The organism is Amycolatopsis sp. NPDC051903, assembly GCF_044452505.1.
Lineage (GTDB): Bacteria > Actinomycetota > Actinomycetes > Mycobacteriales > Pseudonocardiaceae > Amycolatopsis.
Map to the genome: position 1 here is coordinate 64,659 of NZ_JBITBT010000021.1, position 21,321 is coordinate 85,979.

A 21,321-nucleotide genomic window follows, 5' to 3' on the forward strand; every position below is an offset into this window, starting at 1 on the left:
GACCGCGGACCCGGCGGCGTGGGCCCAAGGCCTCTTCGAGCCGCCCGGCGCGCGGCCGATGCTGAGGCCATCGCACACCGGAACGGGGAGGTGCGAGGCAGATGAACCCGCCGAACCGCCTGCTGCGGTGGTGGCGCGCGCTCGCTTCCGGGCGCGGGTCCGTCGCGCGGACGACGGACCGGGTGCAGGCGTTCCTGGTCCTCGCGTCCGTGCTGCTGGCCGTGGCCGCGATCCCGTTCGCGGCGGCCACCGGGTCGGAGGTCTACGCCGCGCAGAAGCAGCAGTCCGTGCGGGAGCTCGCCGAGGCCCGGCCCGTCACGGCCACGTTCCTCGCGGACGGCCCGCCGGTCTCCGTGAACGGCCGAAGCGGCGCCGCCGGCGGCCCGGTGCCGACCGAGGCGACGTGGCGCACCCCCGAGGGCGCCGAGCGCGTCGGGCCGGTGTTCGCGAACGAGGGCACCCGGCGAGGGGACACCGTGCGGATCTGGGTGGACCGCGGCGGCGCGGTGGTCGGCCCGCCGCTGACCGCCGCCGCCGTCGTGGTGAACGCGGTCGCGGCCGCGGTGGGGCTGTGGCTGGCCGCGTGCCTCGCGCTGGCCACCGGCTACGGGATCGCGGTGTTCGCGCTGAACCGCTACCGCGCCGGGAAGTGGCAGCGGGAGTGGTTCGCGGAGCTGAAGAAGAACGCGCATTCGTGAGCGGCGCGCAGGAGGTTGGGATGGAGACCAGGACGGACACCACGACGGAGACCAAGCAGTGGCGGATCGAAGTGTTCCTGACCGAGGAAGACGGCAGGACGACGGCCACCGCGCGGCTGCGCACCGGCGCCGGCGAGGTGCTCGACGCGTCGGGGACCGCGCGGCTCAACCCGGTCGACCGCAACGTGCCGGAGATCGGTGACGAACTCGCCACCGCGCGGGCGCTCAGCGCGCTCGCGCACCTGCTGCTGGACGTCGCCGCCGAAGACATCGAGGACGTCACCCACAAGCACGTCCGCCTGGAAAGCTGAGGAGGCGGGCGGAATGCGCGCGCTGATCGTCTACGAGTCCTTCTTCGGTGACACCGAGGAGATCGCCCGCGCGGTGGCGGAGGGACTGGGCTCGGCGACGGTGCATCCCGTGGACGACGCCCCGCGCGACCTGGCCGGCTACGACCTGCTCGTCGTCGGTGCACCCACCCACGTCCACGGGCTGAGCCGGCCTTCGACCCGCAAAGCGGCGGCGGAACAGGCCCGGGGGAGCCCGCAGCACGAAATCGGCCTGCGGGAGTGGCTCGGCGACTTCCGCGTCCTGCCTCCCGGTACGACCACGGCCGCGTTCGACACCCGGCTCGCCAAGCCGCGGTGGCTGACCGGCTCGGCCGCACGATCCGCGAGCAAGATGCTGAGCCGGATCGGGCACCCGACGGTGGTGCCACCGATGAGCTTCTTCGTCGAAGTGGTGAGCGGCGACACGCGCCTGGTGGACGGCGAAAGCGCCCGGGCGCGTGTGTGGGGCGCGACCGTCGCGCACCGGCTCGACCGCACCGGCTCCGGGCCCGGCTGAGGTGCCCGGCCGAAGCGCTACCCGTTCTTCCGGCCGCTGCGGCGCTGCGTGTAGGTGCGGCCGCGGAGCGCGCCCGCGACCACGACGACGCCCAGGACGAAACCGAAGTCGTACAGGTGGCCGTTGTTGTGCACCTCGTAGATGCCGACGTGGTCGTCGAACAGCGAGACCAGGAAGGTGATCGGGCAGATCAGCCCGTGCCAGAGCCCGAGCCAGAAGCCGGCGTCGGGCGGGGTGCCGGTCGCGGGATTGGCGCCCGCCGCACAGGAAGTCAGCAGGAACGCCGTGCCCACCAGGAGTGCGGCGACGGCGAAGCGGCGAAGGGCTCGAGCGCTCATCTCGGTCACGGTCCCGGGAAGCGGCGCCGCGCAGAAGGGACGAACGGCTCCGGATCGCGGGACCTGAGGCCGTCGCCGCGGCTGGTCCGCTCCGAAGTGGACGGGTCCAGTCCAGAGTGGAGGTTCACCGGGTACCCGGATCCGGGTGGGGAGTTCACCCACGGGACCCGGCCGGTCGTGGCCAGGAATCGCCGCGCACGGGCCGATTTCGTCCCCGCCGGAAGGGACTTCGGGCCCTGCCGCGCGCGACGCCGGCTTGGGACGGTGGGGTACTCGACCGAAAGGCGGTCCGCCATGAGGATTCTCGTCGCGGTGGCGACCCGGCACGGGTCCACCCGGGAAATCGCCGAGCAGATCGCCGCCACAGCCGCGGCCGCGCTGAACGAAACCGGTGTCGCCGCGGAGGTCGGGGTGGTCGACGCCGGGCACGTCACGTCGTTCGCGGGGTATGACGCGGTTGTGCTCGGCAGCGCCGTCTACTTCGGGCGCTGGCTCGAAAGCGCCCGCCGGCTCGCGCACGAGCACCGGGAGGAGCTGCGCCGCGTTCCGGTGTGGCTGTTCTCGAGCGGGCCCGTGGGGAACGTCGTGGGCGAGGATCCGGTGGACGTCTCCGACGTGCTGGCGGCGACCGGCGCGCGCGAGCACCGGCTCTTCGGCGGCCGCGTCGAACGGGCGAACCTGCGTTTCACCGACCGCGCGGTGGTCGTCGCGCTGCGGGCGCAGGACGGTGACAACCGCGACTGGCCGATGATCCGCGCCTGGGCGCGCGCGATCGCGGGCGAGCTGGCCGTGGTCCCGGCAGGGGAGGAGAGCCGGCGATGACCGGGCCGTATCCCGTCCGCGTCGAGGCGGATCTGGACGAGCCGCTGTCGCGGTGGCTCTGGCTCGTGAAGTGGCTGCTGGCGATCCCGCACTACCTGGTGCTGGCCGTGCTCTGGTTCTGCTACCCCTTCGTGGGGCTCTGCGCGTTCTTCGCGATCCTCTTCACCGGCCGCTACCCGCGCTCGCTGTTCGAGTACACCGTAGGGGTGCTGCGGTGGAGCTGGCGCGTGCAGTACTACAGCTACGCCGCCCTGGGCACCGACCGCTACCCGCCCTTCACCTTCGGCGACGTGCCGAGCTACCCGGCGCGCCTGCAGATCGACTACCCGCACCGGCTCTCGCGCGGACTGGTGCTCGTGAAGTGGTGGCTGCTGGCCCTGCCGCAGCTGATCATCGTGGGCTTCTTCGTCGGCGGGGGCAGCTGGTTCGCCGGGCGCGACGACTGGGGCGGGTTCTGGTGGGCCTCGGGTGGCCTGGTCGGGATCCTGGTCTTCATCGCGGCCGTCGTGCTGCTGTTCACCGGCCGCTACCCCCGGCCGGTCTTCGACTTCGTGCTGGGCATGGACCGCTGGACCCTGCGCGTGGCGGCTTACGTCTCGCTGCTCACCGACGCGTACCCGCCGTTCCGCATGGACCTGGGTGGCTCGGAACCCGCTCCGCCGCCCCCACCGCCGTCACCGCTGGCCGGGCCGGTCACGGCCGCCGAAACGCCGCAGGGGTGGACCCCGCCCCGGGTCGCGGGGGCCGTCGGCGGGGCGGTGCTGCTGCTCGTTTCCACCGGCCTGCTGACCGGCGGCGGAGCGCTGCTGTGGGCCGACCGCGGCCGGCGCGACGCCGACGGGTACGTCACTGGGAGCGCCGCCTTCACCACCTCCAGCCCGGCGCTCGTGAGCGACTCGATCGACCTGTCCGGCACCGGGCCGGATCCCGCCGCGCTCCTCGGGACCGTGCGGATCGGCGCCACCGCGACCGACCCGGCGAAGCCCGTGTTCGTCGGGGTCGGCACCACGGACCGCGTGCTGGACTACCTCGCCGGCACGCAATACACGACCGTCACGGACCTGTCGGGCCGCGGCGCGCAGACGCTGCACCCGGGCAGCGCCGTCGCCGTCCTGCCGTCCGACGCCCAGATCTGGACGACGGAGTCGGCCGGTCCCGGCACGCAGTCGGTGACCTGGCCGGCGCAGGCCGGCGGCTGGACCGTCGTCGTCATGAACGCCGACGGCTCCGGCGGGGTGTCCGCGCGGGTCGACGCGGGCGCGACCGCGCCGGCGCTCCCGTGGCTGGCGACCGGCGTGCTCGCGGTGGGTGTGCTGTTCTTCGCCGGTGGTGTCGCGCTGGTCTGGATGTCCGCGCGCGCGGCCACGCGGCGGGCACCTCCGTCGTTCGCCGCCGGGTGAGCCCGGCGCCGCGCTGACCACGGCCGGAAGTCCCCGAATGCCGGGGACCTCCGGCAGCAGCCCCGGCGCGCGCCGGCGAGCACGCTCGGTGGATGAAGCTGTCCGCCGTGCTGCCGGGAGTCGCGCACCTGCGCGGATACCGGAAAACGTGGCTGCGGGGCGACGTCATCGCCGGCGTGACGGTCGCGGCCTACCTCGTGCCGCAGGTGATGGCGTACGCCGAGGTCGCCGGGCTGCCCCCGGCCGCCGGGCTGTGGGCCGCGGTCGGGCCGCTGGCGGTCTACGCCCTGCTGGGTTCGTCGAGCCGGCTGTCGGTCGGGCCCGAGTCGACGACGGCGCTGATGACCGCCGCCGTGCTGGCGCCGTTCGCCGTGGGCGACCCCGGGCACTACGCGACGCTGGCGGCGGTGCTCGCGGTGCTCGTCGGCGTGCTGTGTTTCGCGGCCTCTCTGGCGCGCCTGGGTGTGCTGGCCGAGCTCCTCTCGAAGCCGGTGCTCACCGGCTACATGGCCGGGATCGCGGTGCTGATGGTCGTGGGACAGCTCGGCAACGTCACCGGCGTACCCGTGGAGGGCGAGGGGTTCTGGGCCGAGCTCGGCTCGTTCTTCGCCCAGCTCGGGCAGATCCACTGGCCGACCGTCGCCCTCGCCGCGGGGGTGCTGCTGGTGCTGTTCCTCCTGCAGCGGTTCGCGCCCCGGGTGCCCGGACCACTCGTGGCGATCGCGGCCGCGACGCTGCTCGTGGCACTCGTGCAACCCCCGGACATCGACGTCGTCGGCGAGCTGCCCGCCGGGTTGCCCCCGGCGGTCTCGGGCTTCTCGTTCGACGAGGTGGGGCAGCTGATCGTGCCCGCCGTCGGCATCGCGATCGTCGCCTTCTCGGACAACGTCCTCACCGCGCGGGCATTCGCCGCCGGGCGCGACGAGGAGATCGACGCGAACCAGGAGCTGCGCGCCCTCGCCGGAACCAACGTGGCCGCCGGTCTGCTGCACGGGTTTCCCATCAGCAGTAGCCAAAGCCGGACGGCACTGGGCTCCGCGGCGGGGAGCCGCACGCAGCTGTACTCCCTTGTCGCGCTGGTGACCGTGGTACTCGTGGTGGTGTTCGCGCGCCCGCTGCTGGCGCAGTTCCCGCGGGCGGCGCTCGGGGCGCTGGTGATCTTCGCCGCCACCTACCTCGTCAACGTGAAGGAACTGCACCGGTTCGCGCGGTTCCGCCGCAGTGAACTCGTGCTCGCCCTGCTGACCACGGCGGGCGTGCTGGGGCTCGGCGTGATCTACGGTGTGCTCGCCGCGGTGGGACTGTCCATCTTGGACCTCCTGCGGCGGATCGCCCGGCCGCACGACGGGATCCTCGGCGTCGTGCCGGGCCTCGCCGGGATGCACGACGTCGACGACTACCCCGAGGCGGCGACCGAACCGGGGCTCGTCGTCTACCGCTACGACGCACCGTTGTGCTTCGCCAACGCGGAGGACTTCCGCCACCGCGCCCTCGCCGCGGCGAACGGCGAGGTGTCCGGGCCGGTGCGGTGGTTCGTGCTCAACACCGAGGCCAACGTCGAGATCGACGTGACCGCCGCCGACGCCCTCGACCAGCTGCGCGAGGAACTCGGGCGCCGGGGGGTCGTGTTCGCGCTGGCCCGGGTCAAGCAGGACCTGCGGGACGATCTGGTTGCGGCGGGGCTGGTCGAGAAGGTGGGGGAGGACCGCATCTTCCCGACCCTGCCCACCGCGGTCGGCGCCTACCGCGCCTGGGGCGTGGCGCAGAGCTGACGGCGCCCGTCAGCGGTCGGCGGCCTGCGCGCCGCTGGTGACGGGCGCCGGTTCGGCCGCCGGCGCGGTGCCCGTGCGCTGCGCCGCGTCGTACTCGGCCTCGAGTTCGGCCAGTGCCGCGCCGCGCGCGGACAGGACCCGGCGGGCCTTGTCCTGGTCGAAGTCGTTCTCCCACTTGCCGATCACGATCGTCGCGACGGCGTTGCCGAGGACGTTGATGAACACCCGGCCCTCGTTGAGGATGCGGTCGATGCCGACGATCAGGGCGAGCGCGGCCAGCGGCATGTGGCCGACGGCCGTCATGCTGGAGGCCAGCACGATGAACGCGCCACCGGCGATGCCCGCCGTGCCCTTGCTCGTCAGCATCATCACCCCGACCATGGTCAGCTGCTGCTGCCAGCTCAGGTCCATTCCCAGGGCCTGCGCGAGGAACAGCGACGCCATCGTGAGGTAGATGGCGGAACCGTCGAGGTTGAACGAGAACCCGGACGGCACCACGATGCCGACCACCGGCCGCCCGGCGCCGAGGATCTCGAGCTTGCGCACCATTTGCGGCAGCACCGCCTCGCTCGAGCAGGTCGACAGCGCCACCAGCAGCTCGTCCTTCAGCAGCCGCATCAGCGCGAACAGGCCGAGCCGGCAGGCGCGCATGATCGAGCCGAGCACCACCAGGATGTAGACCACGCACGTGCCGGTGAACAGCAGGATCAGGTACAGCAGCTGCTGCAGGCTTTCCGCGCCGTAGGTCGCCACGACCGAAGCCAGCGCCCCGAAGGTGCCGAACGGCGCGAGCCGCATGACCCAGCGGACGATCCGGAAGACCACGCCCGACAGGGCCGTGATGCCGCGCGTCAAGGGCGCGCCGGACGGGCCGGCCAGGTTGAGCGCGGCGCCGAACACGATGGACACGAGCAGGGTGGCGAGGATGTTGTCACTCGTGATCGCGCCGAACAGCGAGTCCGGGATGAGGCTGGAGACGAAGCCGGTGAACGACGCGTGGTCCTGCGTGGCCGCCTTCGGGACCCCGCTGGGATCCAGCGTGGCGGGATCGATGTGCATCCCGGACCCGGGTTTGAACACGTTCGCGACCACGAGCCCGATCAGCATGGACACCAGTGACAGCACCACGAAGTAGCCGATCGCCTTGCCGCCGATGCGGCCCGCCTTGCGCAGGTTGTCCATCGACGCGATGCCGGTGGTGACGACGCAGAAGACGACCGGCACGACGATCATGCTCACCAGCGAGATGAACCAGTCGTTGAGCGGTTTGAGCGCCGGGCCCGCCTTCGGGAACAGGAACCCGACGGCGATGCCCAGCACCGCGGCGACGATCACCTGGAACCACAGCTGCCCGAGCAGGCTGCGCACGCGCGATCGGGCCGCGGGGGCGGTGGACGGCATGAGTTGCTCCTTCGCACGACGTTGTGACGGGGGGACCTTCAGCTGTGCAACTGGCGCAGCACCCGGAAGAACGCGGCTTTCTCCTCGAAGCCGATGCCCGGCGTTGCGGTGAGACCGACCCGGCTGTTCTCGACGACCGCGCCGTCGGCGAACCCCCCGGTCGGCTGGAACTCGCCGGGGTAGGACTCGTTGCCGCCGAGCTTGAGCGCCGCGGCGATGTGCAGGGAGAACTGGTGACCGCCGTGGGGGATGCAGCGGCGCGAGGACCAGCCGTGCTGCTTGAGCATGTCCTGGATGCGCAGGTACTCGGTGAGCCCGTAGCCCAGCGCCGGGTCGAACTGGAGGTAGTCGCGGTCGGGGCGCATCCCGCCGTAGCGGATGAGGTTGCGGGCGTCCTGCAGGGAGAACAGGTTCTCGCCGGTGGCGATCGGGCCCGCGTAGTGCTCGGAGATCACCGCGTTGAGGCCGTAGTCGAGCGGGTCGCCGATCTCCTCGTACCAGAACAGGCCGTAGGGCTCGATCGCGCGGCCGTACTCGAGGGCGGTGGCGAGGTCGAAGCGGCCGTTGACGTCCACCGCGAGCCGCGAGCCGTCGCCGCCGAGGACGTCGAGCACGGCTTCGATCCGCTCGAGGTCCTCGGCCAGGTCCGCACCGCCGATCTTCATCTTGACCACGCGGTAGCCCTGGTCGAGGAAGCCCTTCATCTCGTCCTGCAGGTCCCGCAGGGTCTTGCCGGGCGCGTAGTAGCCGCCGGCGGCGTAGACGAACACGTCGTCGTCCGGCGCGCCGTCGCCGTAGCGGTCGGACAGCCAGCGGTACAGCGGCTGCCCGGCGAGCTTCGCGGCGAGGTCGAACAGGGCCATGTCGACCACGCCGACGGCCACCGAACGCTCGCCGTGCCCGCCCGGCTTTTCGTTGGCCATCATGAAATCCCACGCCCGCGTGGGGTCGAGCTGCCCGTCTTCGGCGAGCAGGGCGTCCGGGTCGGCGGCGAGCAGGCGGGGGACGACGCGGCGCCGCAGGATTTCGCCCGCGCTGTAGCGGCCGTTGGAGTTGAAGCCGTACCCGACCACCGGCTCGCCGTCGCGCACGACGTCGGACACCACCGCGACGATGGAGCAGTCCATCGAGCTGAAGTCGATCCAGGCGTTGCGGATCGACGAGCTGATCGGGATGACGCCTTCGTGCACGTCGAGGATCTTCATCCGGGCCTCTCTTATAAATTATAAATTCCAACCGGATGCTAAAGTCTCCGGAGGCCGAAGCACAAGCCTCGGTTTCCGCCAGGGAGGGTGCAGGGGTCGATGAGCAGCGCGAACGTGTTCTCGAGCAAGGGCGAGGTCGCCTACGCCGAGCTGCGCGGCCGCATCCTGTCGGGCGCCCTGCGGCCCGGCTCGCGGCTCGAGCAGAACGAGCTCGCCGGCGACCTGGGCATGAGCCTCACCCCGCTGCGGGAGGCGATCCGCCGGCTGTCCAGCGAAGGCCTCATCCACCTCGACGCCCACCGCGACGCCCGGGTGGCCGGGATGAGCGCGGCGGAGGCCCGCCAGCTCTTCGAGGTGCGCCTGTCGCTCGACCCGACCGCCGCGATGTACGCGGCGCAGCGGCGCACCGACGACGATCTGTCGGCCCTGCGCGCCGCGGTGGCCCGGTTGCTGCCCGTCACCCGCGAATGGGGCGAAGAGGCGCTGACCGCGCACCGGGCCTTCCACCGGGCGCTGTACGTGGCGTCCCACAACGCCACGCTGATCCGCCTGCTCGACGACATCTGGGACAAGACGGACCGCTACCGCCGCGCCGGGCTGGAACTCCCGCCCGGCAACGAGCCCCGCACGCGCGACCACCAGGAACACCGCCAGCTGGTCGACCTCGTCGCCGCGCGCGACGAGGTCGGGGCGCGCGCGCTGATGCACAGTCACATCGAGCGCAGCCTGCTGGCGTCGGCGATCGAAGCGCTGGAGCAGCGCGAGCGTGCCGGGACGGCGGCCGGTTAGGGCCTCAGCAGAGGGCGACCGCGTTCGCCGGCGACCCCACGCCGCCGACGAGGTTCAAGGGTTTGACCACCACGAGGTAGGTGTAACCGCCGCCGCCGGCGGCGTGCGCCGACAGCGCGTCGAGCTTCCACTGCTCGCCGAGGGGCAGGCCGAGCAGGCCGATGAGGTCCTGGTGCACCATGCCCGGTTCGTGGGGGCCGCCGAACCGCGGATCCGGGGGCGGTGGCATCGCCTCCAGGGCGAAGGTGTCGGACGCGACGAGGGCGAGGCGGTGGTCCCAGAGCCACGCGACCAGCTCCCGGGACTGCGCGAGCCCGGTGCAGCGGGGCGTCTGCCCGATCGCCTCGCGGCCCGCCGTGTCCAATTCGGACAGGTACCATTCCGCCCAGCCGGTGCGCAGCAGGAGCAGGTCTCCCTCGCGCAGGCTCACGCCCTGCCAGGACAGGGTCTCCTCGACGAGGCCCAGCGGCAGCGGTTCGCCGGCCGCGTGGTCGATGGGCCGGCCCAGCGCCTCCCGGTAGCGCGCGAGGTCCACGAGCACGCCGCGGCCGACGATCGGCTCTTCGGCCCACCGCTGCACGCCCAGCGCCGGGGTGCCAGGGCGGACCTCGGCGTCGGGAACCCCTTGGTAGAATCCGGCGTCGTGGTGGCGGCGGTGCCGCAGACCGTCCACATGGGAGCTCGCCTGCAGCCAGAGGTGGTCGACGTAGTCGTCGCGCTGGTCGGCGTGCGAGGACGTGATCGTCTGCTCCGGCGGCGTCCGCCACACCACTGAAGGGTCGAACGCGTCGAGCGGGTAGTCCAGGTTGAACACCGTGCCGCGGCGCACCAAACCGGCCGCCTCGACCACGTGCGACGCCTGGGCGAAGTTCGCCATCCCGCGCTCGGGCGTCCGGTCGAACAGGCCCCAGCTGGACCCGGCCGGACCGTCGTCGCGGGCGCGCAGATCGCGGTAGTCCGGAACCGGCACGTCGTTCTCCTTCCGCGGGCTCACGCGAGCTCCCGGCCGCGGGTCTCGGGCAGGAACACCAGCGCGATCAGGAACAGACCGTAGGCGCTGGCGGCGAACAGCGAGATCCCGGTCCCGAGGCCGTAGCTGCCGGCGAGCGCGCCGACCACCGCCGGGGCCAGCGCGGCGACGCCGCGGCCGACGTTGTAGCAGAACCCCTGCCCGGCGCCGCGCATCTCGCTGGGGAACAGCTCCGCGAGGAACGGGCCGAACCCGCTGATGATGCCGGACCCGAAGAACCCCAGCGGGAAGCCGACGTAGATCACGAGGCCGGACGGGATGCGCGCGTAGGCGTAGACCACCACCGTGACCGCGCTGAGCACCCCGAACACGGCGAACGTCGGCTTGCGGCCGAACCGGTCGTTGGCGAATCCCGCGGCGACGTAACCGAGGAACGAGCCGGCGATCACGAACACGAGGTAACCGGCCGCGCCGACCGCGTTCAGCCCGCGGCTTTCGGACAGGTAGGTGGGCAGCCACGTGAAGATCGCGTAGTACCCGCTCTGCATGCCGATCGAGAGCAGCGTCGCCAGGATCGTGGAGCGGAGGATCTTGCGCCGGAAGATCAGCCCGAGGCTGATCGGCGCCTTGGCCTCGCGGGTCCGGCGCGCTGCCAGCCAGACCGGCGATTCGGGCACCTTGCGCAGGATGTAGATCACGGCCACCGCCGGGAGCAAGCCGACCCAGAACATCATGCGCCAGCCGAGAGCGCCGAAGTTCGGCAGGATCAGCACCGACGCGATCACCGCCAGCGCCCAGCCGAACGACCACGCGCCCTGGACGAACCCGGCGACCGCGCCGCGCTTCTTCGCGGGGATGACCTCCGAGATGAGCACCGCGCCGACGGCCCATTCGCCGCCGAAACCCAGTCCCTCCACCGCGCGGTACACCAGCAGTTCGGGAAAGCTGCTCGCGATCCCGGACAGGGCGGTGAACAGCGAGTACAGGAAGATCGCCGCCGCCAGGATGCGCACGCGCCCGAAGCGGTCGGACAGCGTGCCGGCGACGATGCCGCCGAACGCGGAGAACAGCAGCGTGACCGTGCCGATGAGGCCGGCCTGCTCGTGGTTCAGTCCGAACGCGATGCTCACCGCGCCGATGGCCAGCGTGTAGAGCATGTAGTCGAACCCGTCGAGGCCCCAGCCCGCGAACGTGGCCCAGAAGACCCGGCGTTGCGGACGGTCGAGGGTGAGCGGGGGGACCTTGGTCAGGACGGACGCCATGACCACTCCTTCCGAAACTTCGCGTCGTTGCGGGCCGGTGGAGCACTGGAGGGGTGGAGCTATTCGGTGAAGCGCAGCACCAGGTCAGCCGCGCTGACCCCGTCCGGGCGGGCGATGAGGGGGTTGATCTCGAGTTCGGCGAGCCGGTCACCGAGGCCGGCCGCGTAGTGCGAAAGGGCCGCCACGGTGCCGGCCACGGCGGCCACGTCGGCGCCCGGCCGGCCGCGGTAGCCGCGCAGCAGCGGCGCCCCGCGCAGCCGGGTGAGCAGGTCCCGCACGTCGGATTCCGACAGCGGGGCGAGCCCGGTGACCACGTCCTGGTAGATCTCGGCCGTCACCCCGCCGAAGCCGATGGTCACCACCGGCGGGTAGCCGTCGGCGGCTCCCTCGACGCCGACGAGCAGTTCGATCCCCGGCGGAACCAGGCGCTGCACGAGGATTCCGTCGAGCACGACGTCCGGCCGGGCGGCGCGCACGGCGTCGACCACTTCCCGATACGCGCTCGCCGCGTCGGTCACCCCGACGCGCACCCCGCCGGCTTCGGACTTGTGCGTGAGGCCGGGGGACTGCGCCTTGAGCACCACCCGGCCGCCGAGCCGGGCCGCCGCTTCGGCCGCCTCCTGCGCACTCGTGACGAGCACACCGTCGGGCCGGGGTACGCCCAGCGCGTCCAGCAGCGGGGCGCCCGCGGCCTCGGTGACCACGCCCGTGCCCGCGAACCCTCCGGCGGGGGCGGCCACCGGTTCGGCCCGGGCCGGCGGCCGCGCGGCGCCGGCCCGGTGCAGCCGGGCCAGCACGTGGGCCTTGCGCCCGATCGAATCGTGCAGCGGAACGTGGTGCTCTCGCAGGATCTTCGTCGCCTCGGCGATCTGGTTCCCGTCGGCGAGCCACACCACGCCGAGCGGTTTGGGCGAGCCGTCGGCCGCCTCGACGAGCTGCCGGGCCACGCGGGCCGCGCGGGCACCGGTCACGTTCGTCATGATCACCATCAGGACGTCGGTGCCCGGATCGTCGAGGATCGTCCGGCACACGTCGAACACCGCGTCGTCGTCTTGCGAGAACAGCTGCGCGGTCACGTCCACCGGGTTGCTCGTCGAGCCGTACGCGGGGATGAACTGCTCGAGTTCGCGGCGCGTGCCGCCGGCGAGCTCGCCGGCGCGCAACCCGGCTTCCTCCAGCCAGTCCGCCGCGATCCCGCCGGCGCCGCCGGAACTCGTCACCACGGTCACCGCCGGTCCGCGCAGCCGTTTGCCCGCGGCGAGCTCCACCACGGTGTCCAGCAGCTGGTCGACGTCGGTCACGCCGATCACGCCGTGCTCCGCGGACACCAGCTCGAACGCCGTGTCCGGCCCGATCATGGCGCCGGTGTGCGACGCGGCCGCGCGCCGCCCGGCAGCCGACCGCCCGGACCGCAGCACCACCAGGTCCTTGCGCAGTTCCCGCGCCCGCGCGGTGAGCTGCCGCCACTGCGCCCCCGGCGGGATCGCCTCCAAGTACATCGCGACGACGCGGACTTCGTCCTCTTCCAGGAACCCGGCGGCGAGGTCGGCCACCCCGAGGTCGGCCTGGTTGCCGCTGCTGGCCCACGCGGTGAGCCCGATGCCGCGTTCACGCGCGAGCCCGAGGAACGAGCCGCCGATCGCGCCGCTCTGCCCGGCGTAGGCGATGCCGCTCGACTCACCGAGCCCCGCCTGCGCGGCTTCGCTGAAGGTCGCGACCAGGCTGGCCGGGCGGTAGATCAGGCCCTGGCAGTTGGGTCCGAGCAGGCGCACGCCGCCGGCGCGCGCGGCCTCGGCCATGCGCCGCTGCACGGCCAGGCCTTCGGCACCGAGTTCACCGAACCCCGACGAGAACACCACCGCCGTCCCGACGCCGGCGCGCACGCAGTCCTCGATCGCGCCCGGCACCGCGGCCGCCGGCACCAGGATCAGCGCGAGGTCGACCGGGCCCGGCGCGGCGTCGAGCGAGGGGTAACACGGCAGCCCGTCGAGCTCGGTGTACTTCGCGTTGACGGGCAGCACGCGCCCCGCGTAACCGAAGTCCCGCAGGTTCGCGAGCGCCTGCGTGGAAATGCTCCCGGGCCGGGCGGACGCGCCGACGATCGCGACCGAGCGCGGGTGCAGCAGGCGCTGCGCCCAGTGGGGGGCGGAGGCAACGGGCATCAAAGGGGTCCTTTCGGGCCGGTCAGGGGACCAGCCAGCCGAGCACGGGAGTGGATTGCAGGTACACGAGCACGGACAGCACCACGACCATCACCACCGTCCAGCCGATGGTGCGGCGGAAGAGCACACCCTCCTTGCCGCCGAGCCCCACGGCGACCGCGGCGATCGCCAGGTTCTGCAGCGACACCGCCTTGCCGACCACCCCGCCGCTGCTGTTGGCGGAGGTCAGCAGCACGTCGGACAGGCCCGCGTGGTGGGCGGTGGTGTACTGCAGCAGGCCGAAGAGTGTGTTGCTGGAGGTGTCGGAGCCGGTCAGCACGGTGCCGATCCAGCCGATCACCGGCGACACCAGCGGGAACGCCGCTCCGGCGCCGGCGAGCCAGACGCCGAGCGTGGTGGTCTGGCCGGACAGGTTCATCACGTAGCTCAGCGCGATGACGCAGCACACCGTGAAGATCGCCCAGCGCAGCTGCCCCAGGTTCGCCAGCCACACCCGGGCCGCGCGCCCGAGCCCGACGCCCAGCACCGGCAGGCTCAGCAGCCCGGCGATGAGCACGAGCGAACCGGGCGCCCCGACCCACGCGAAGCTGATTTTCGCGATGGACAAGGGTTTGCCGTCCGAGCCGAGCACATCGGCCCCGGGCCAGTGCACCTTGGTGGTGAGCGATGCGATCAGGTCCGACACCCCGGGCAGGTTCGCGATGATCACCACGGCCACGATCAGCAGGTACGGCGTGAGCGCGGCCAGCACGGACGGCTGCTCACCGTCCTCTGTGGACTCACCGGCGGGCGGCGCGGCGAAGTCGCCCCCGCCCGCCGTGACCATCGAGCGCTGCGACACCGCGGCCGTGGTGGCGACGCGACTGGCCCGCGCGACGAGCACGGTGACCACCCCGGACACGACAGCCGCGACCGTGTCCACGAGCGCCGGCGTGAGGAACACCGACGCGGCGCACTGGACCGCGGCGAACGAGACACCCGCCGCGAGGGCGACGCCCCACCGCTGCTTGAGCCCGGTCTTCCCGTCGACCACGAGAACCAGCACGAGCGGGATGAACAAAGCCAGCAACGGCGTCTGCCGGCCGATCATCACGGCCAGGTCGTGCACGGGCAGCCCGGTCTGCGTGGCCAGGACGTCGATGGGCTGGCCGAGCGCGCCGAAGGCGACCGGCGACGTGTCCGCGATCAGGCACGCGGCGGCGGCCTTGATCGGCGACAGGCCCAGCGCCATCAGGATCACGGCGCAGATCGCGACCGGGGCACCGCCACCGGCCAGGCCCTCCAGCGCGGCGCCGAAGCAGAACGCCACCAGGATCGCCTGCACGCGGCGGTCGTCGCTGACCCGCGTGAACGCGGTGCGCAGGGCGGCCGAATGCCCGCGCAGTTCGGTGACCTTGTGCAGCCAGATGGCGTTGATCGCGACCCACAGGATCGGGAAGATCCCGTAGACGATGCCTTCCGCGGCACCGGAGAACGCGATGGACGCCGGGAGCCGGAACGCGACGACGCCGACGGCCAGCGCAGCGATCAGCGAGGCGGGCGCGGCGATCCGGGCGGGAGTCTTGAACACGCCGAGCAGCACGATCAGGAGCAGCAGCGGGATGGCCGCCAGGAGGGCGGACAGGGTCAGCGAGCCGCCGACCGGGACGAGGATCTGTGTGAACAACGTTGTTCTCCAGTGGGGGACCGGGGCCGGTGGGGTCAGTGGCCTTCGAAGAGCGGGGTTCTCTTCTCCCGGAAGGCGGTCAGGGCCTCCGCGGAGTCGCGAGTGGACTGGATCACGGCCTGGTGCGACGAAATGAGGTCGAGCGCGGTCCGCAGGTCCGTGCGGCTGCTCTGGTAGGTCGCGCGCTTGATGGTGCGCAGGGCGAGCGGGGGTCCCGCGGCGAGCTTGGCCGCGAACGCCCGGGTGCGTTCGGCGAACTCGGCGTCGGGGTAGACGTGGTTGACCAGCCCGATGCGTTTGCCCTCTTCGGCGCCGACCCAGTCGCCGGTCCACAGCAGCTCCAGCGCGCGGGACAGGCCGACGAGCCGGGGCAGCAGGTAACACCCGCCGTCGCCGGGCACGAGCCCGACGCGCACGTAACCCTCGGAGAACCGCGCCGACGCCGAGGCGAGGCGGAGGTCGGCCATGAGCGCGAAATCCATCCCGGCGCCCACGGCGACCCCGTCGACCGTCGCGATCACCGGCTTGTCGAAGTCCTCCAGCGCGTAGGCGATCCGGTGCACGCGATCGGTCAGCAGCGTCTTGTCCTTGAGCGGGGTGCGCGTCTCGTCGTCGAACACGCCGAGGTCGACCCCGGAGCAGAACGCGCCGCCGGCCCCGGTGACCACGAGCACGCGGATCGCGTCGTCGGTGCGCGCGTCCTCGATGATGCGCACCCACTGCTCGAGCATGGCGAGCGTGAAGGCGTTCTTGCGCTCGGGCCGGTTCAGCAGGATGGTCCCGACGCCGTCGGTGACCTCGAACTCCAGATCCGCCACGTCAGTGCTCCGCCGTCTGGTAGCGCTTGAGCTCCTGGCGGGCGACGGTGCGGATGTGCACTTCGTCGGGCCCGTCGACGATGCGCAGCGTCCGGGCACGGCTCCAGATCTCGGCCAGCGGCAAGTCGTCGGTCACGCCGGCTCCGCCGTGGATCTGGATCGACCGGTCGAGCACGCTCAGCGCCGCGCGCGGCGCGACGACCTTGATGGCCGCGATGTCGGAGCGCGCGTTGCGCACGCCCACCTCGTCGATCAGCCAGGCCGTGCGCAGCACCAGCAGCCGGGCTTGCTCGATCTCCATGCGCGATTCGGCGATCTGCTGGCGCACGACCCCCTGGTCGGCCAGCGGGCCGCCGAACGCGGTGCGCGACAACGCGCGTTTGCAGGCGAGTTCCAGCGCCCGCTCGGCCATGCCGACCGCCCGCATGCAGTGGTGGATCCGGCCGGGCCCGAGGCGCGCCTGCGCGACGGCGAACCCGTGACCCTGCTCGCCCAGCAGGTTGCCCACGGGCACGCGGACGTCGGTGTAGCTGATCTCGCAGTGGCCCTGCTGGTCGCGGAACCCGAACACCGGCAGCGCGCGTTCGACCTTCACCCCGGGCGTGTCGAGGGGCACGAGGACCATCGAGTGCTGGCGGTGCTTCGGCGCGTCGGGATCGCTCTTGCCCAGCACGATCAGCAGCCGGCAGCGCGGATCGGCGGCACCGGTGGTGAACCACTTGCGGCCGTTGATCACGTACTCGTCGCCGTCGCGCACGATCGAGGTGGCGATGTTGGTGGCGTCGGAGGAGGCCACGTCCGGCTCGGTCATCGAGAACCCGGAGCGGATCGTGCCGTCCAGCAACGGGTTCAGCCAGCGTTCGCGCTGCTCGTCGGTGGCGAACAGGTGCAGCAGCTCCATGTTGCCGCTGTCGGGGGACAGGCAGTTCATGGCCGCGGGCGCGATGAACGGCGAGCGGCCCGTCTCCTCCGCGAGCACGGCGTAGTCCACATTGGTCAGGTGGGATTCGTCGGGGAGGAACAGGTTCCACAGCCCGCGTTCGCGCGCGGCCGCGATGAGGTCTTCCAGGACCTGGGGTACGTCGTGGGTGCGGCCCGCCGCGATCAGCTCGTCGCGCTGCCGCGCGTACACCGGCTCGGCGGGGTAGACGAGGTCCGCCATGAACGACCGGACCTGGGCCAGGCGCTCGGTCGCCTGCGGGGAAAGCGAGAAATCCATTCGGTGCTCCGTCTTGTCGGGTCAGCCCGCGTGGGCCAGTGACTGCAGCGCTTCGGTCAGCTGCCACTCGACCTGCGCGTCGAGCGCGGCCACGTCCAGCTCCTTGTCGCCCATCGCCCCGGCGACGAAGCGCGCGCGGGTGGTGGTGTTGATGCACGAGAGGCGCCAGTAGGAGAACGCGACGTAGTACGGCAGGTCGGAGACGTCGAGGGGGGACCGGGCGGCATACGCGTCGACGAGGTCGGCGTGGCCGGGGAAGCCGCCCGCGAGCGTGGCGGGCGGGGAGATCCACTTGCCGGGGTTGTCCGGCAGCGCCCACCAGACGAGCAGCCAGCCCAGGTCGGCGAGCGGGTCGCCGACGGAGGTGAGCTCCCAGTCGAGCACGGCCGCCACGTCGCCCTCGGGGGTCAGCAGCACGTTCTCGGCCTTGTAGTCGCCGTGCAGCAGGGACGTGCCCTGCGGCGCGGGCACCCGGGCGGCGAGCCGGCCCGCGACGGCCCGCAGCGGGCTCGCGGTGGGCACGTCCAGCGCGTCGAACTGCCGCTGCCAGCGGCGCAGCTGGCGTTCGACGTAACCGCGGTCCCGGCGCAGCTCACCCAGCCCGATCTCCGTGACGTCCAGGGCGTGCAGCCGGGCGAGGACCTCCGGCAGCCGCCGGCCGATCGTGCGTTTGACCTCGGGGGACAGCGCCGCGGCGGTGTCCGGGCTCAGCGTCCGGCCGGGCACGAAGTCCATCAGGAAGAACGGCGCGCCGAGCACGTCCGGGTCGGTGCACTCGGCGATCGGCGCCGGCACCGGGACCGCGGTGGTGCTGAGCGCGGAGAGGATGCGCCGTTCGCGGCCGACGTCGTGGGCGCCCGATTCGAGTGCGCCCAGCGGAGGCCGGCGCAGCACGTACTGCGCGCCGGTGGCGTCGCGCACCGAGAACGTGAGGTTGGACCGGCCCGCGGAGATCGTCGTCACCGTGATCGGCGGTTCGACGGCGCTGCCCTGTCCGGCCAACCACGTCGTGAGCGCCGCGACGTCCACGCCCGGCGCCTCCTGGTTCGCCACCTTCGACCTCCTGACCACTGAGGGAGATAAAATCGGGACAGCGTCCCGAACTTGTGGAGGATCCTGGCCCCGGCAGGCGCGGGTTGTCAAGGTGGCTGGTTACAGTGGCCGCGGAGGGGAATCAGGTGAGCGCACGGGGACAGGGCATGAGCGGGCAGGGTGTGGCGGTCGAGGGGCAGCCGCGGTTCCGCGCGCTCGGGATGACCGGGCGGGTGTTCGCGGTGCTCGACGCCGTCATCGCGCGCCAGGACGGCGACACCGGCGTGCGGGAGCTCGCGGCGCACCTGGACGTCAGCCGCAGCGCGGTGCACCGGATCCTGCAGACGCTGGGCGACCTGCGGATCGTGCGCGGGCAGCCCAACGGCCGGTACGACCCCGGCCCGCGGTTGCTGGCGTGGGCGAAGTTCCTCGGCGAGCGCAACGTGCTGCTCACCCGCGGCCAGGACGAGCTCGTGGCGCTGGAGCATGAAGCCGGCGAGACCGCGATGCTGCTGACGTACACGGCGGGGGAGGAGTCGGCCAGTGTCGTGAGTTCGGTCGAGTGCGGCAAGCCCGTGCGCTACACCGTCCGCATCGGCTCGAAGTCGCCGCTGCACGCGGGTTCGGCCGGAAAGGCGATCCTGGCGAACGTTCCGGACGATTTTCTGGCCACTTTGGACCGTCCGGCGCTGACCGGTTCGACGATCGGCGACCTCGACCTGCTGCGCACCGAGCTGAAGCAGGTGCGGGAGCAGGGCTTCGCGACGAGCGTCGCCGAGCGCATCCCCGAAGCCGCGGGCGCCGCGGCCGCCTACTTCCGCGACGGCGAACCGGCGGGTGCCTTCAACATCACGGTTCCCCGGCACCGGCTGTCCGATGAGGACGAACTGCGGCGGCTCGGCGAACTCGTCAAGGCCGCGGCCGGCCGGCTGACCGCGGCCCTCGCCGTTCCGGTCGCGCAGGATCCGCGGGTTTCGCCGGCCGGCACCGCGGAACCCTCGGGGGTGTCCGCCGAACGGCGTTCCATCGTGCGCGTGGCCGCGGCCCTCGATGCCCTCGCGCGCTCCTCCGCCGGCGGGCTCTCCGTCGACGATCTCACCACGGGCATCTCCAGTGGCCGCGCCACCGCGGCCCGCCTGCTCGGCGCCCTCGCCGACCTGGGCCTCGCCCGCCCCCTCGCCGCCGACCGCTACGAAGCCGGCGCGGAACTGCTCGTCTGGGCCGCCCGCCTCGGCCGCGGCACCGGCATCGGGCCCGTCGCGGCCGACCTGCTCGCCGAACTCGTGCGCGACCTCGACGAAAGCGCCTACCTGGCCCGCTACGACCCGGCGGCCGAAGGGGTCGTGTTCGAAGCGGGGCGCACCAGCGACAAACCCATCCAGTACGTCATCCCGCTCGGCTCCACCGCCCCGCTCCACGCCGGCGCGGCCGGCAAGGCGGTGCTCGCCTGGAGCGGCCCGGAGTCGTTCGCGGCCCAGCACTTCGAGCGCTTCTCACCCACGACGGTGGTGGACCGCGCCACGCTCCAGGCCGACCTCGCCCTCGTCCGCGAACGCGGCTACGCCGTCAGCACCGGCGAACGCATCCCGGAAGCCTCCGGCATCGCGGCGCCGTTCTTCACCGACGGCGTCGTCGCGGGCGCCATCACGATCACCATTCCGCACTACCGCTTCGACCCCGCGCGCACCGAGGAGTACGCGGCCCGCGCGGTGGCCGCCGCCACGGAACTCACCCGCTTGCTGACGGCGGGGACGCTGTTCACGTGATCTCCGGCTCCCGGCAGGGGCACGCGCTCGGTCACGCGAGCGGATTGCGGGGCAGCACCCGATCCGAAATGATCTTCTGCTGGATCTGGCTCGTCCCCATCTCGTGCCGAGGAGTTCGGGCCGCAGGGCCTGCGCGTCAACACGGTTGTCGCCGGGTGCGGTGCGCACGGCGATCTGGGAAGCCGCCTGTGGTTTCGTCGAACAGATCCCCAAGACGTCCGGCATGACGACCGGACGGGTCACCGAGCCGCGCGAGGTGGCGGCGCTGATCGTGGTCCTGATGTCCGAGGTCGCGGGCAACATCACCGGCGCCGGCCACTTCATCGACGGGGGCACGATCAAGGCGCTCTGAACACCCGGTGCCCTTGGCCGCGATCACAGCGCCCTGATCGCCCCGCCGTCGATCGACACCAGGCTGCCGGTCACGTACGACGCGGCGGGGGACAGGAGCACGGCGGCCATCTGCCCGAATTCGGCCGGGTCACCGAGGCGGCGCAACGGGATGGCCGCCTCGGCGCGCGTGCGCGCCTGCGGATCGCCCTTCTCGAGCGCCAGGGTGCGGCCGGTGAGGACCTTGCCGGGCAGGAGGCCGAGCACGCGGGTGTCCTGGGGGCCGAGTTCGTCGGCCAGGTCCTTGATCAGCATGGCCAGGCCGGCGCGCAAGCCGTTGGACACCGACAGCCGCGGGAGCGGGGTTTTCGCCGAGCTGGACAGGACGACGGCGATCGCGCCGCCGTCGTCGCGGGGTTCGCCGCGGGCCAGGAGCGGGGCGAGGTGGCGGACCAGCCGGACGGTCCCGAGGAAGATGCTCTCGAAGGACTGCCGCCACGCGTCGTCGGACACGGTGGTCGTGACGCCCGGCGGCGGCCCGCCCACGCTGACGAGCGCGCCGTCGACGCGGCCGAACGCCGCCAGTGCGGCGTCGGTGAGCCGGCGGGGCGCGTCGGGATCGGCGTTGTCGACCGCGACGCCGATCGCCGAGGAGCCCCACTCGGCGGCTGCCTTCGCGACCCTCGCCTCGTCCCGCGACGACACGACGACCTTCGCGCCGTCGCGGACGAGCGCTTCGGCGGTGGCGTGCCCGAGACCGCTCGTGCCACCGGTCACCAGGTACACGCGTTCGGCAAGTCCCAGATCCATGGAAACCCTTTCACA

The 21,321-nt window shown here is 72.4% G+C and carries 20 protein-coding genes; 9 read left to right on the top strand and 11 right to left on the bottom strand.

Annotated elements, in window-relative coordinates; genetic code table 11:
- Nucleotides 1-101 precede the first annotated feature (101 nt).
- From ACIA77_RS33105 to ACIA77_RS33115, 3 genes are read left to right on the top strand one after another with little or no spacing between them, the layout of a single operon-like run.
- Nucleotides 102-698 (top strand): hypothetical protein, encoded by a 597-nt coding sequence (locus ACIA77_RS33105; protein WP_395889964.1) that lies wholly within the window; start codon nt 102-104, stop codon nt 696-698.
- A 20-nt stretch (nt 699-718) separates the two neighbouring features.
- Nucleotides 719-1,009 (top strand): dsRBD fold-containing protein, encoded by a 291-nt coding sequence (locus tag ACIA77_RS33110; protein ID WP_395889965.1) that lies wholly within the window; start codon nt 719-721, stop codon nt 1,007-1,009.
- Nucleotides 1,010-1,022: 13 nt separating this feature from the next.
- The gene (locus tag ACIA77_RS33115) at nt 1,023-1,544 is read left to right on the top strand and encodes a flavodoxin family protein (protein ID WP_395889966.1); all 522 of its coding nucleotides are present in this window, start codon (nt 1,023-1,025) and stop codon (nt 1,542-1,544) included.
- Nucleotides 1,545-1,561: 17 nt separating this feature from the next.
- Here the strand turns inward: ACIA77_RS33115 and ACIA77_RS33120 are convergent, their stop codons facing one another.
- Complete coding sequence (locus ACIA77_RS33120) at nt 1,562-1,882, bottom strand: hypothetical protein (RefSeq protein ID WP_395889967.1); 321 nt, start codon at nt 1,880-1,882, stop codon at nt 1,562-1,564.
- Between the two features lie 294 nt (nt 1,883-2,176).
- Here ACIA77_RS33120 and ACIA77_RS33125 point away from each other — a divergent pair, with 294 nt between their 5' ends.
- The 3 genes from ACIA77_RS33125 (at nt 2,177) to ACIA77_RS33135 (ending at nt 5,876) form a co-directional block, all read left to right on the top strand.
- Complete coding sequence (locus tag ACIA77_RS33125) at nt 2,177-2,704, top strand: flavodoxin domain-containing protein (RefSeq protein WP_395889968.1); 528 nt, start codon at nt 2,177-2,179, stop codon at nt 2,702-2,704.
- Nucleotides 2,701-4,104: a DUF4389 domain-containing protein gene (locus ACIA77_RS33130; RefSeq protein ID WP_395889969.1), complete on the top strand. Its 1,404-nt coding sequence runs from the start codon at nt 2,701-2,703 to the stop codon at nt 4,102-4,104. The genes ACIA77_RS33125 and ACIA77_RS33130 overlap by 4 nt, the downstream gene beginning before the upstream one ends.
- 92 nt (nt 4,105-4,196) lie before the next feature.
- Nucleotides 4,197-5,876 carry a SulP family inorganic anion transporter gene (locus ACIA77_RS33135; protein WP_395889970.1) on the top strand — a complete coding sequence of 560 codons (1,680 nt, stop codon included), beginning with the start codon at nt 4,197-4,199 and terminating at the stop codon, nt 5,874-5,876.
- Nucleotides 5,877-5,885: 9 nt separating this feature from the next.
- Here the strand turns inward: ACIA77_RS33135 and ACIA77_RS33140 are convergent, their stop codons facing one another.
- Both ACIA77_RS33140 and ACIA77_RS33145 read right to left on the bottom strand, forming a co-directional pair.
- The gene (locus ACIA77_RS33140; RefSeq protein WP_395889971.1) at nt 5,886-7,277 is read right to left on the bottom strand and encodes a cation:dicarboxylate symporter family transporter; all 1,392 of its coding nucleotides are present in this window, start codon (nt 7,275-7,277) and stop codon (nt 5,886-5,888) included.
- Between the two features lie 38 nt (nt 7,278-7,315).
- The gene (locus ACIA77_RS33145; RefSeq protein WP_395889972.1) at nt 7,316-8,482 is read right to left on the bottom strand and encodes a mandelate racemase/muconate lactonizing enzyme family protein; all 1,167 of its coding nucleotides are present in this window, start codon (nt 8,480-8,482) and stop codon (nt 7,316-7,318) included.
- A gap of 99 nt (nt 8,483-8,581) precedes the next feature.
- On the opposite strand from ACIA77_RS33145, the gene ACIA77_RS33150 reads away from it, so the two are divergent.
- Nucleotides 8,582-9,271 (top strand): GntR family transcriptional regulator, encoded by a 690-nt coding sequence (locus ACIA77_RS33150; protein ID WP_395889973.1) that lies wholly within the window; start codon nt 8,582-8,584, stop codon nt 9,269-9,271.
- Between the two features lie 4 nt (nt 9,272-9,275).
- Here the strand turns inward: ACIA77_RS33150 and ACIA77_RS33155 are convergent, their stop codons facing one another.
- Genes ACIA77_RS33155 through ACIA77_RS33185 form a run of 7 tightly spaced genes read right to left on the bottom strand, consistent with a single transcriptional unit; the run spans nt 9,276 to nt 18,421 of the window.
- On the bottom strand, nt 9,276-10,265 hold the full coding sequence (locus tag ACIA77_RS33155; RefSeq protein ID WP_395889974.1) for a cyclase family protein: 990 nt from the start codon (nt 10,263-10,265) through the stop codon (nt 9,276-9,278).
- Nucleotides 10,262-11,503: an MFS transporter gene (locus tag ACIA77_RS33160; protein ID WP_395889975.1), complete on the bottom strand. Its 1,242-nt coding sequence runs from the start codon at nt 11,501-11,503 to the stop codon at nt 10,262-10,264. The genes ACIA77_RS33155 and ACIA77_RS33160 overlap by 4 nt, the downstream gene beginning before the upstream one ends.
- 59 nt (nt 11,504-11,562) lie before the next feature.
- Nucleotides 11,563-13,665, bottom strand: a complete 2,103-nt coding sequence (locus ACIA77_RS33165) for an acetate--CoA ligase family protein (protein WP_395889976.1) — start codon at nt 13,663-13,665, stop codon at nt 11,563-11,565.
- A gap of 22 nt (nt 13,666-13,687) precedes the next feature.
- Nucleotides 13,688-15,331, bottom strand: coding sequence for an L-lactate permease (locus tag ACIA77_RS33170; RefSeq protein ID WP_395889977.1), 1,644 nt, complete (start codon nt 15,329-15,331; stop codon nt 13,688-13,690).
- A 35-nt stretch (nt 15,332-15,366) separates the two neighbouring features.
- Nucleotides 15,367-16,149, bottom strand: coding sequence for an enoyl-CoA hydratase/isomerase family protein (locus tag ACIA77_RS33175; RefSeq protein ID WP_395889978.1), 783 nt, complete (start codon nt 16,147-16,149; stop codon nt 15,367-15,369).
- Between the two features lies 1 nt (nt 16,150).
- On the bottom strand, nt 16,151-17,368 hold the full coding sequence (locus ACIA77_RS33180) for an acyl-CoA dehydrogenase family protein (RefSeq protein ID WP_395889979.1): 1,218 nt from the start codon (nt 17,366-17,368) through the stop codon (nt 16,151-16,153).
- Nucleotides 17,369-17,389: 21 nt separating this feature from the next.
- Nucleotides 17,390-18,421, bottom strand: a complete 1,032-nt coding sequence (locus ACIA77_RS33185) for a phosphotransferase family protein (RefSeq protein WP_395889980.1) — start codon at nt 18,419-18,421, stop codon at nt 17,390-17,392.
- 125 nt (nt 18,422-18,546) lie between these two features.
- Here ACIA77_RS33185 and ACIA77_RS33190 point away from each other — a divergent pair, with 125 nt between their 5' ends.
- Both ACIA77_RS33190 and ACIA77_RS33195 read left to right on the top strand, forming a co-directional pair.
- On the top strand, nt 18,547-20,166 hold the full coding sequence (locus ACIA77_RS33190) for an IclR family transcriptional regulator (protein ID WP_395889981.1): 1,620 nt from the start codon (nt 18,547-18,549) through the stop codon (nt 20,164-20,166).
- 103 nt (nt 20,167-20,269) lie between these two features.
- The gene (locus ACIA77_RS33195; protein ID WP_395889982.1) at nt 20,270-20,518 is read left to right on the top strand and encodes an SDR family oxidoreductase; all 249 of its coding nucleotides are present in this window, start codon (nt 20,270-20,272) and stop codon (nt 20,516-20,518) included.
- 23 nt (nt 20,519-20,541) lie between these two features.
- Here ACIA77_RS33195 and ACIA77_RS33200 read toward each other — a convergent pair whose 3' ends face one another.
- Nucleotides 20,542-21,306, bottom strand: a complete 765-nt coding sequence (locus ACIA77_RS33200) for an SDR family oxidoreductase (protein ID WP_395889983.1) — start codon at nt 21,304-21,306, stop codon at nt 20,542-20,544.
- Between the last annotated feature and the right edge of the window lie 15 nt (nt 21,307-21,321).

Excerpts from the sequence above, each read along its gene's own strand:
- ACIA77_RS33160 (WP_395889975.1), bottom strand. The coding sequence starts at position 11,503 with ATGGCGTCCGTCCTGACCAAGGTCCCCCCGCTCACCCTCGACCGTCCG.
- ACIA77_RS33115 (WP_395889966.1), top strand. The coding sequence starts at position 1,023 with ATGCGCGCGCTGATCGTCTACGAGTCCTTCTTCGGTGACACCGAGGAG.
- ACIA77_RS33110 (WP_395889965.1), top strand. The coding sequence starts at position 719 with ATGGAGACCAGGACGGACACCACGACGGAGACCAAGCAGTGGCGGATC.
- ACIA77_RS33130 (WP_395889969.1), top strand. The coding sequence starts at position 2,701 with ATGACCGGGCCGTATCCCGTCCGCGTCGAGGCGGATCTGGACGAGCCG.
- ACIA77_RS33150 (WP_395889973.1), top strand. The coding sequence starts at position 8,582 with ATGAGCAGCGCGAACGTGTTCTCGAGCAAGGGCGAGGTCGCCTACGCC.
- ACIA77_RS33105 (WP_395889964.1), top strand. The coding sequence starts at position 102 with ATGAACCCGCCGAACCGCCTGCTGCGGTGGTGGCGCGCGCTCGCTTCC.
- ACIA77_RS33140 (WP_395889971.1), bottom strand. The coding sequence starts at position 7,277 with ATGCCGTCCACCGCCCCCGCGGCCCGATCGCGCGTGCGCAGCCTGCTC.
- ACIA77_RS33125 (WP_395889968.1), top strand. The coding sequence starts at position 2,177 with ATGAGGATTCTCGTCGCGGTGGCGACCCGGCACGGGTCCACCCGGGAA.
- ACIA77_RS33120 (WP_395889967.1), bottom strand. The coding sequence starts at position 1,882 with ATGAGCGCTCGAGCCCTTCGCCGCTTCGCCGTCGCCGCACTCCTGGTG.
- ACIA77_RS33165 (WP_395889976.1), bottom strand. The coding sequence starts at position 13,665 with ATGCCCGTTGCCTCCGCCCCCCACTGGGCGCAGCGCCTGCTGCACCCG.
- ACIA77_RS33135 (WP_395889970.1), top strand. The coding sequence starts at position 4,197 with ATGAAGCTGTCCGCCGTGCTGCCGGGAGTCGCGCACCTGCGCGGATAC.
- ACIA77_RS33145 (WP_395889972.1), bottom strand. The coding sequence starts at position 8,482 with ATGAAGATCCTCGACGTGCACGAAGGCGTCATCCCGATCAGCTCGTCG.
- ACIA77_RS33180 (WP_395889979.1), bottom strand. The coding sequence starts at position 17,368 with ATGGATTTCTCGCTTTCCCCGCAGGCGACCGAGCGCCTGGCCCAGGTC.
- ACIA77_RS33200 (WP_395889983.1), bottom strand. The coding sequence starts at position 21,306 with ATGGATCTGGGACTTGCCGAACGCGTGTACCTGGTGACCGGTGGCACG.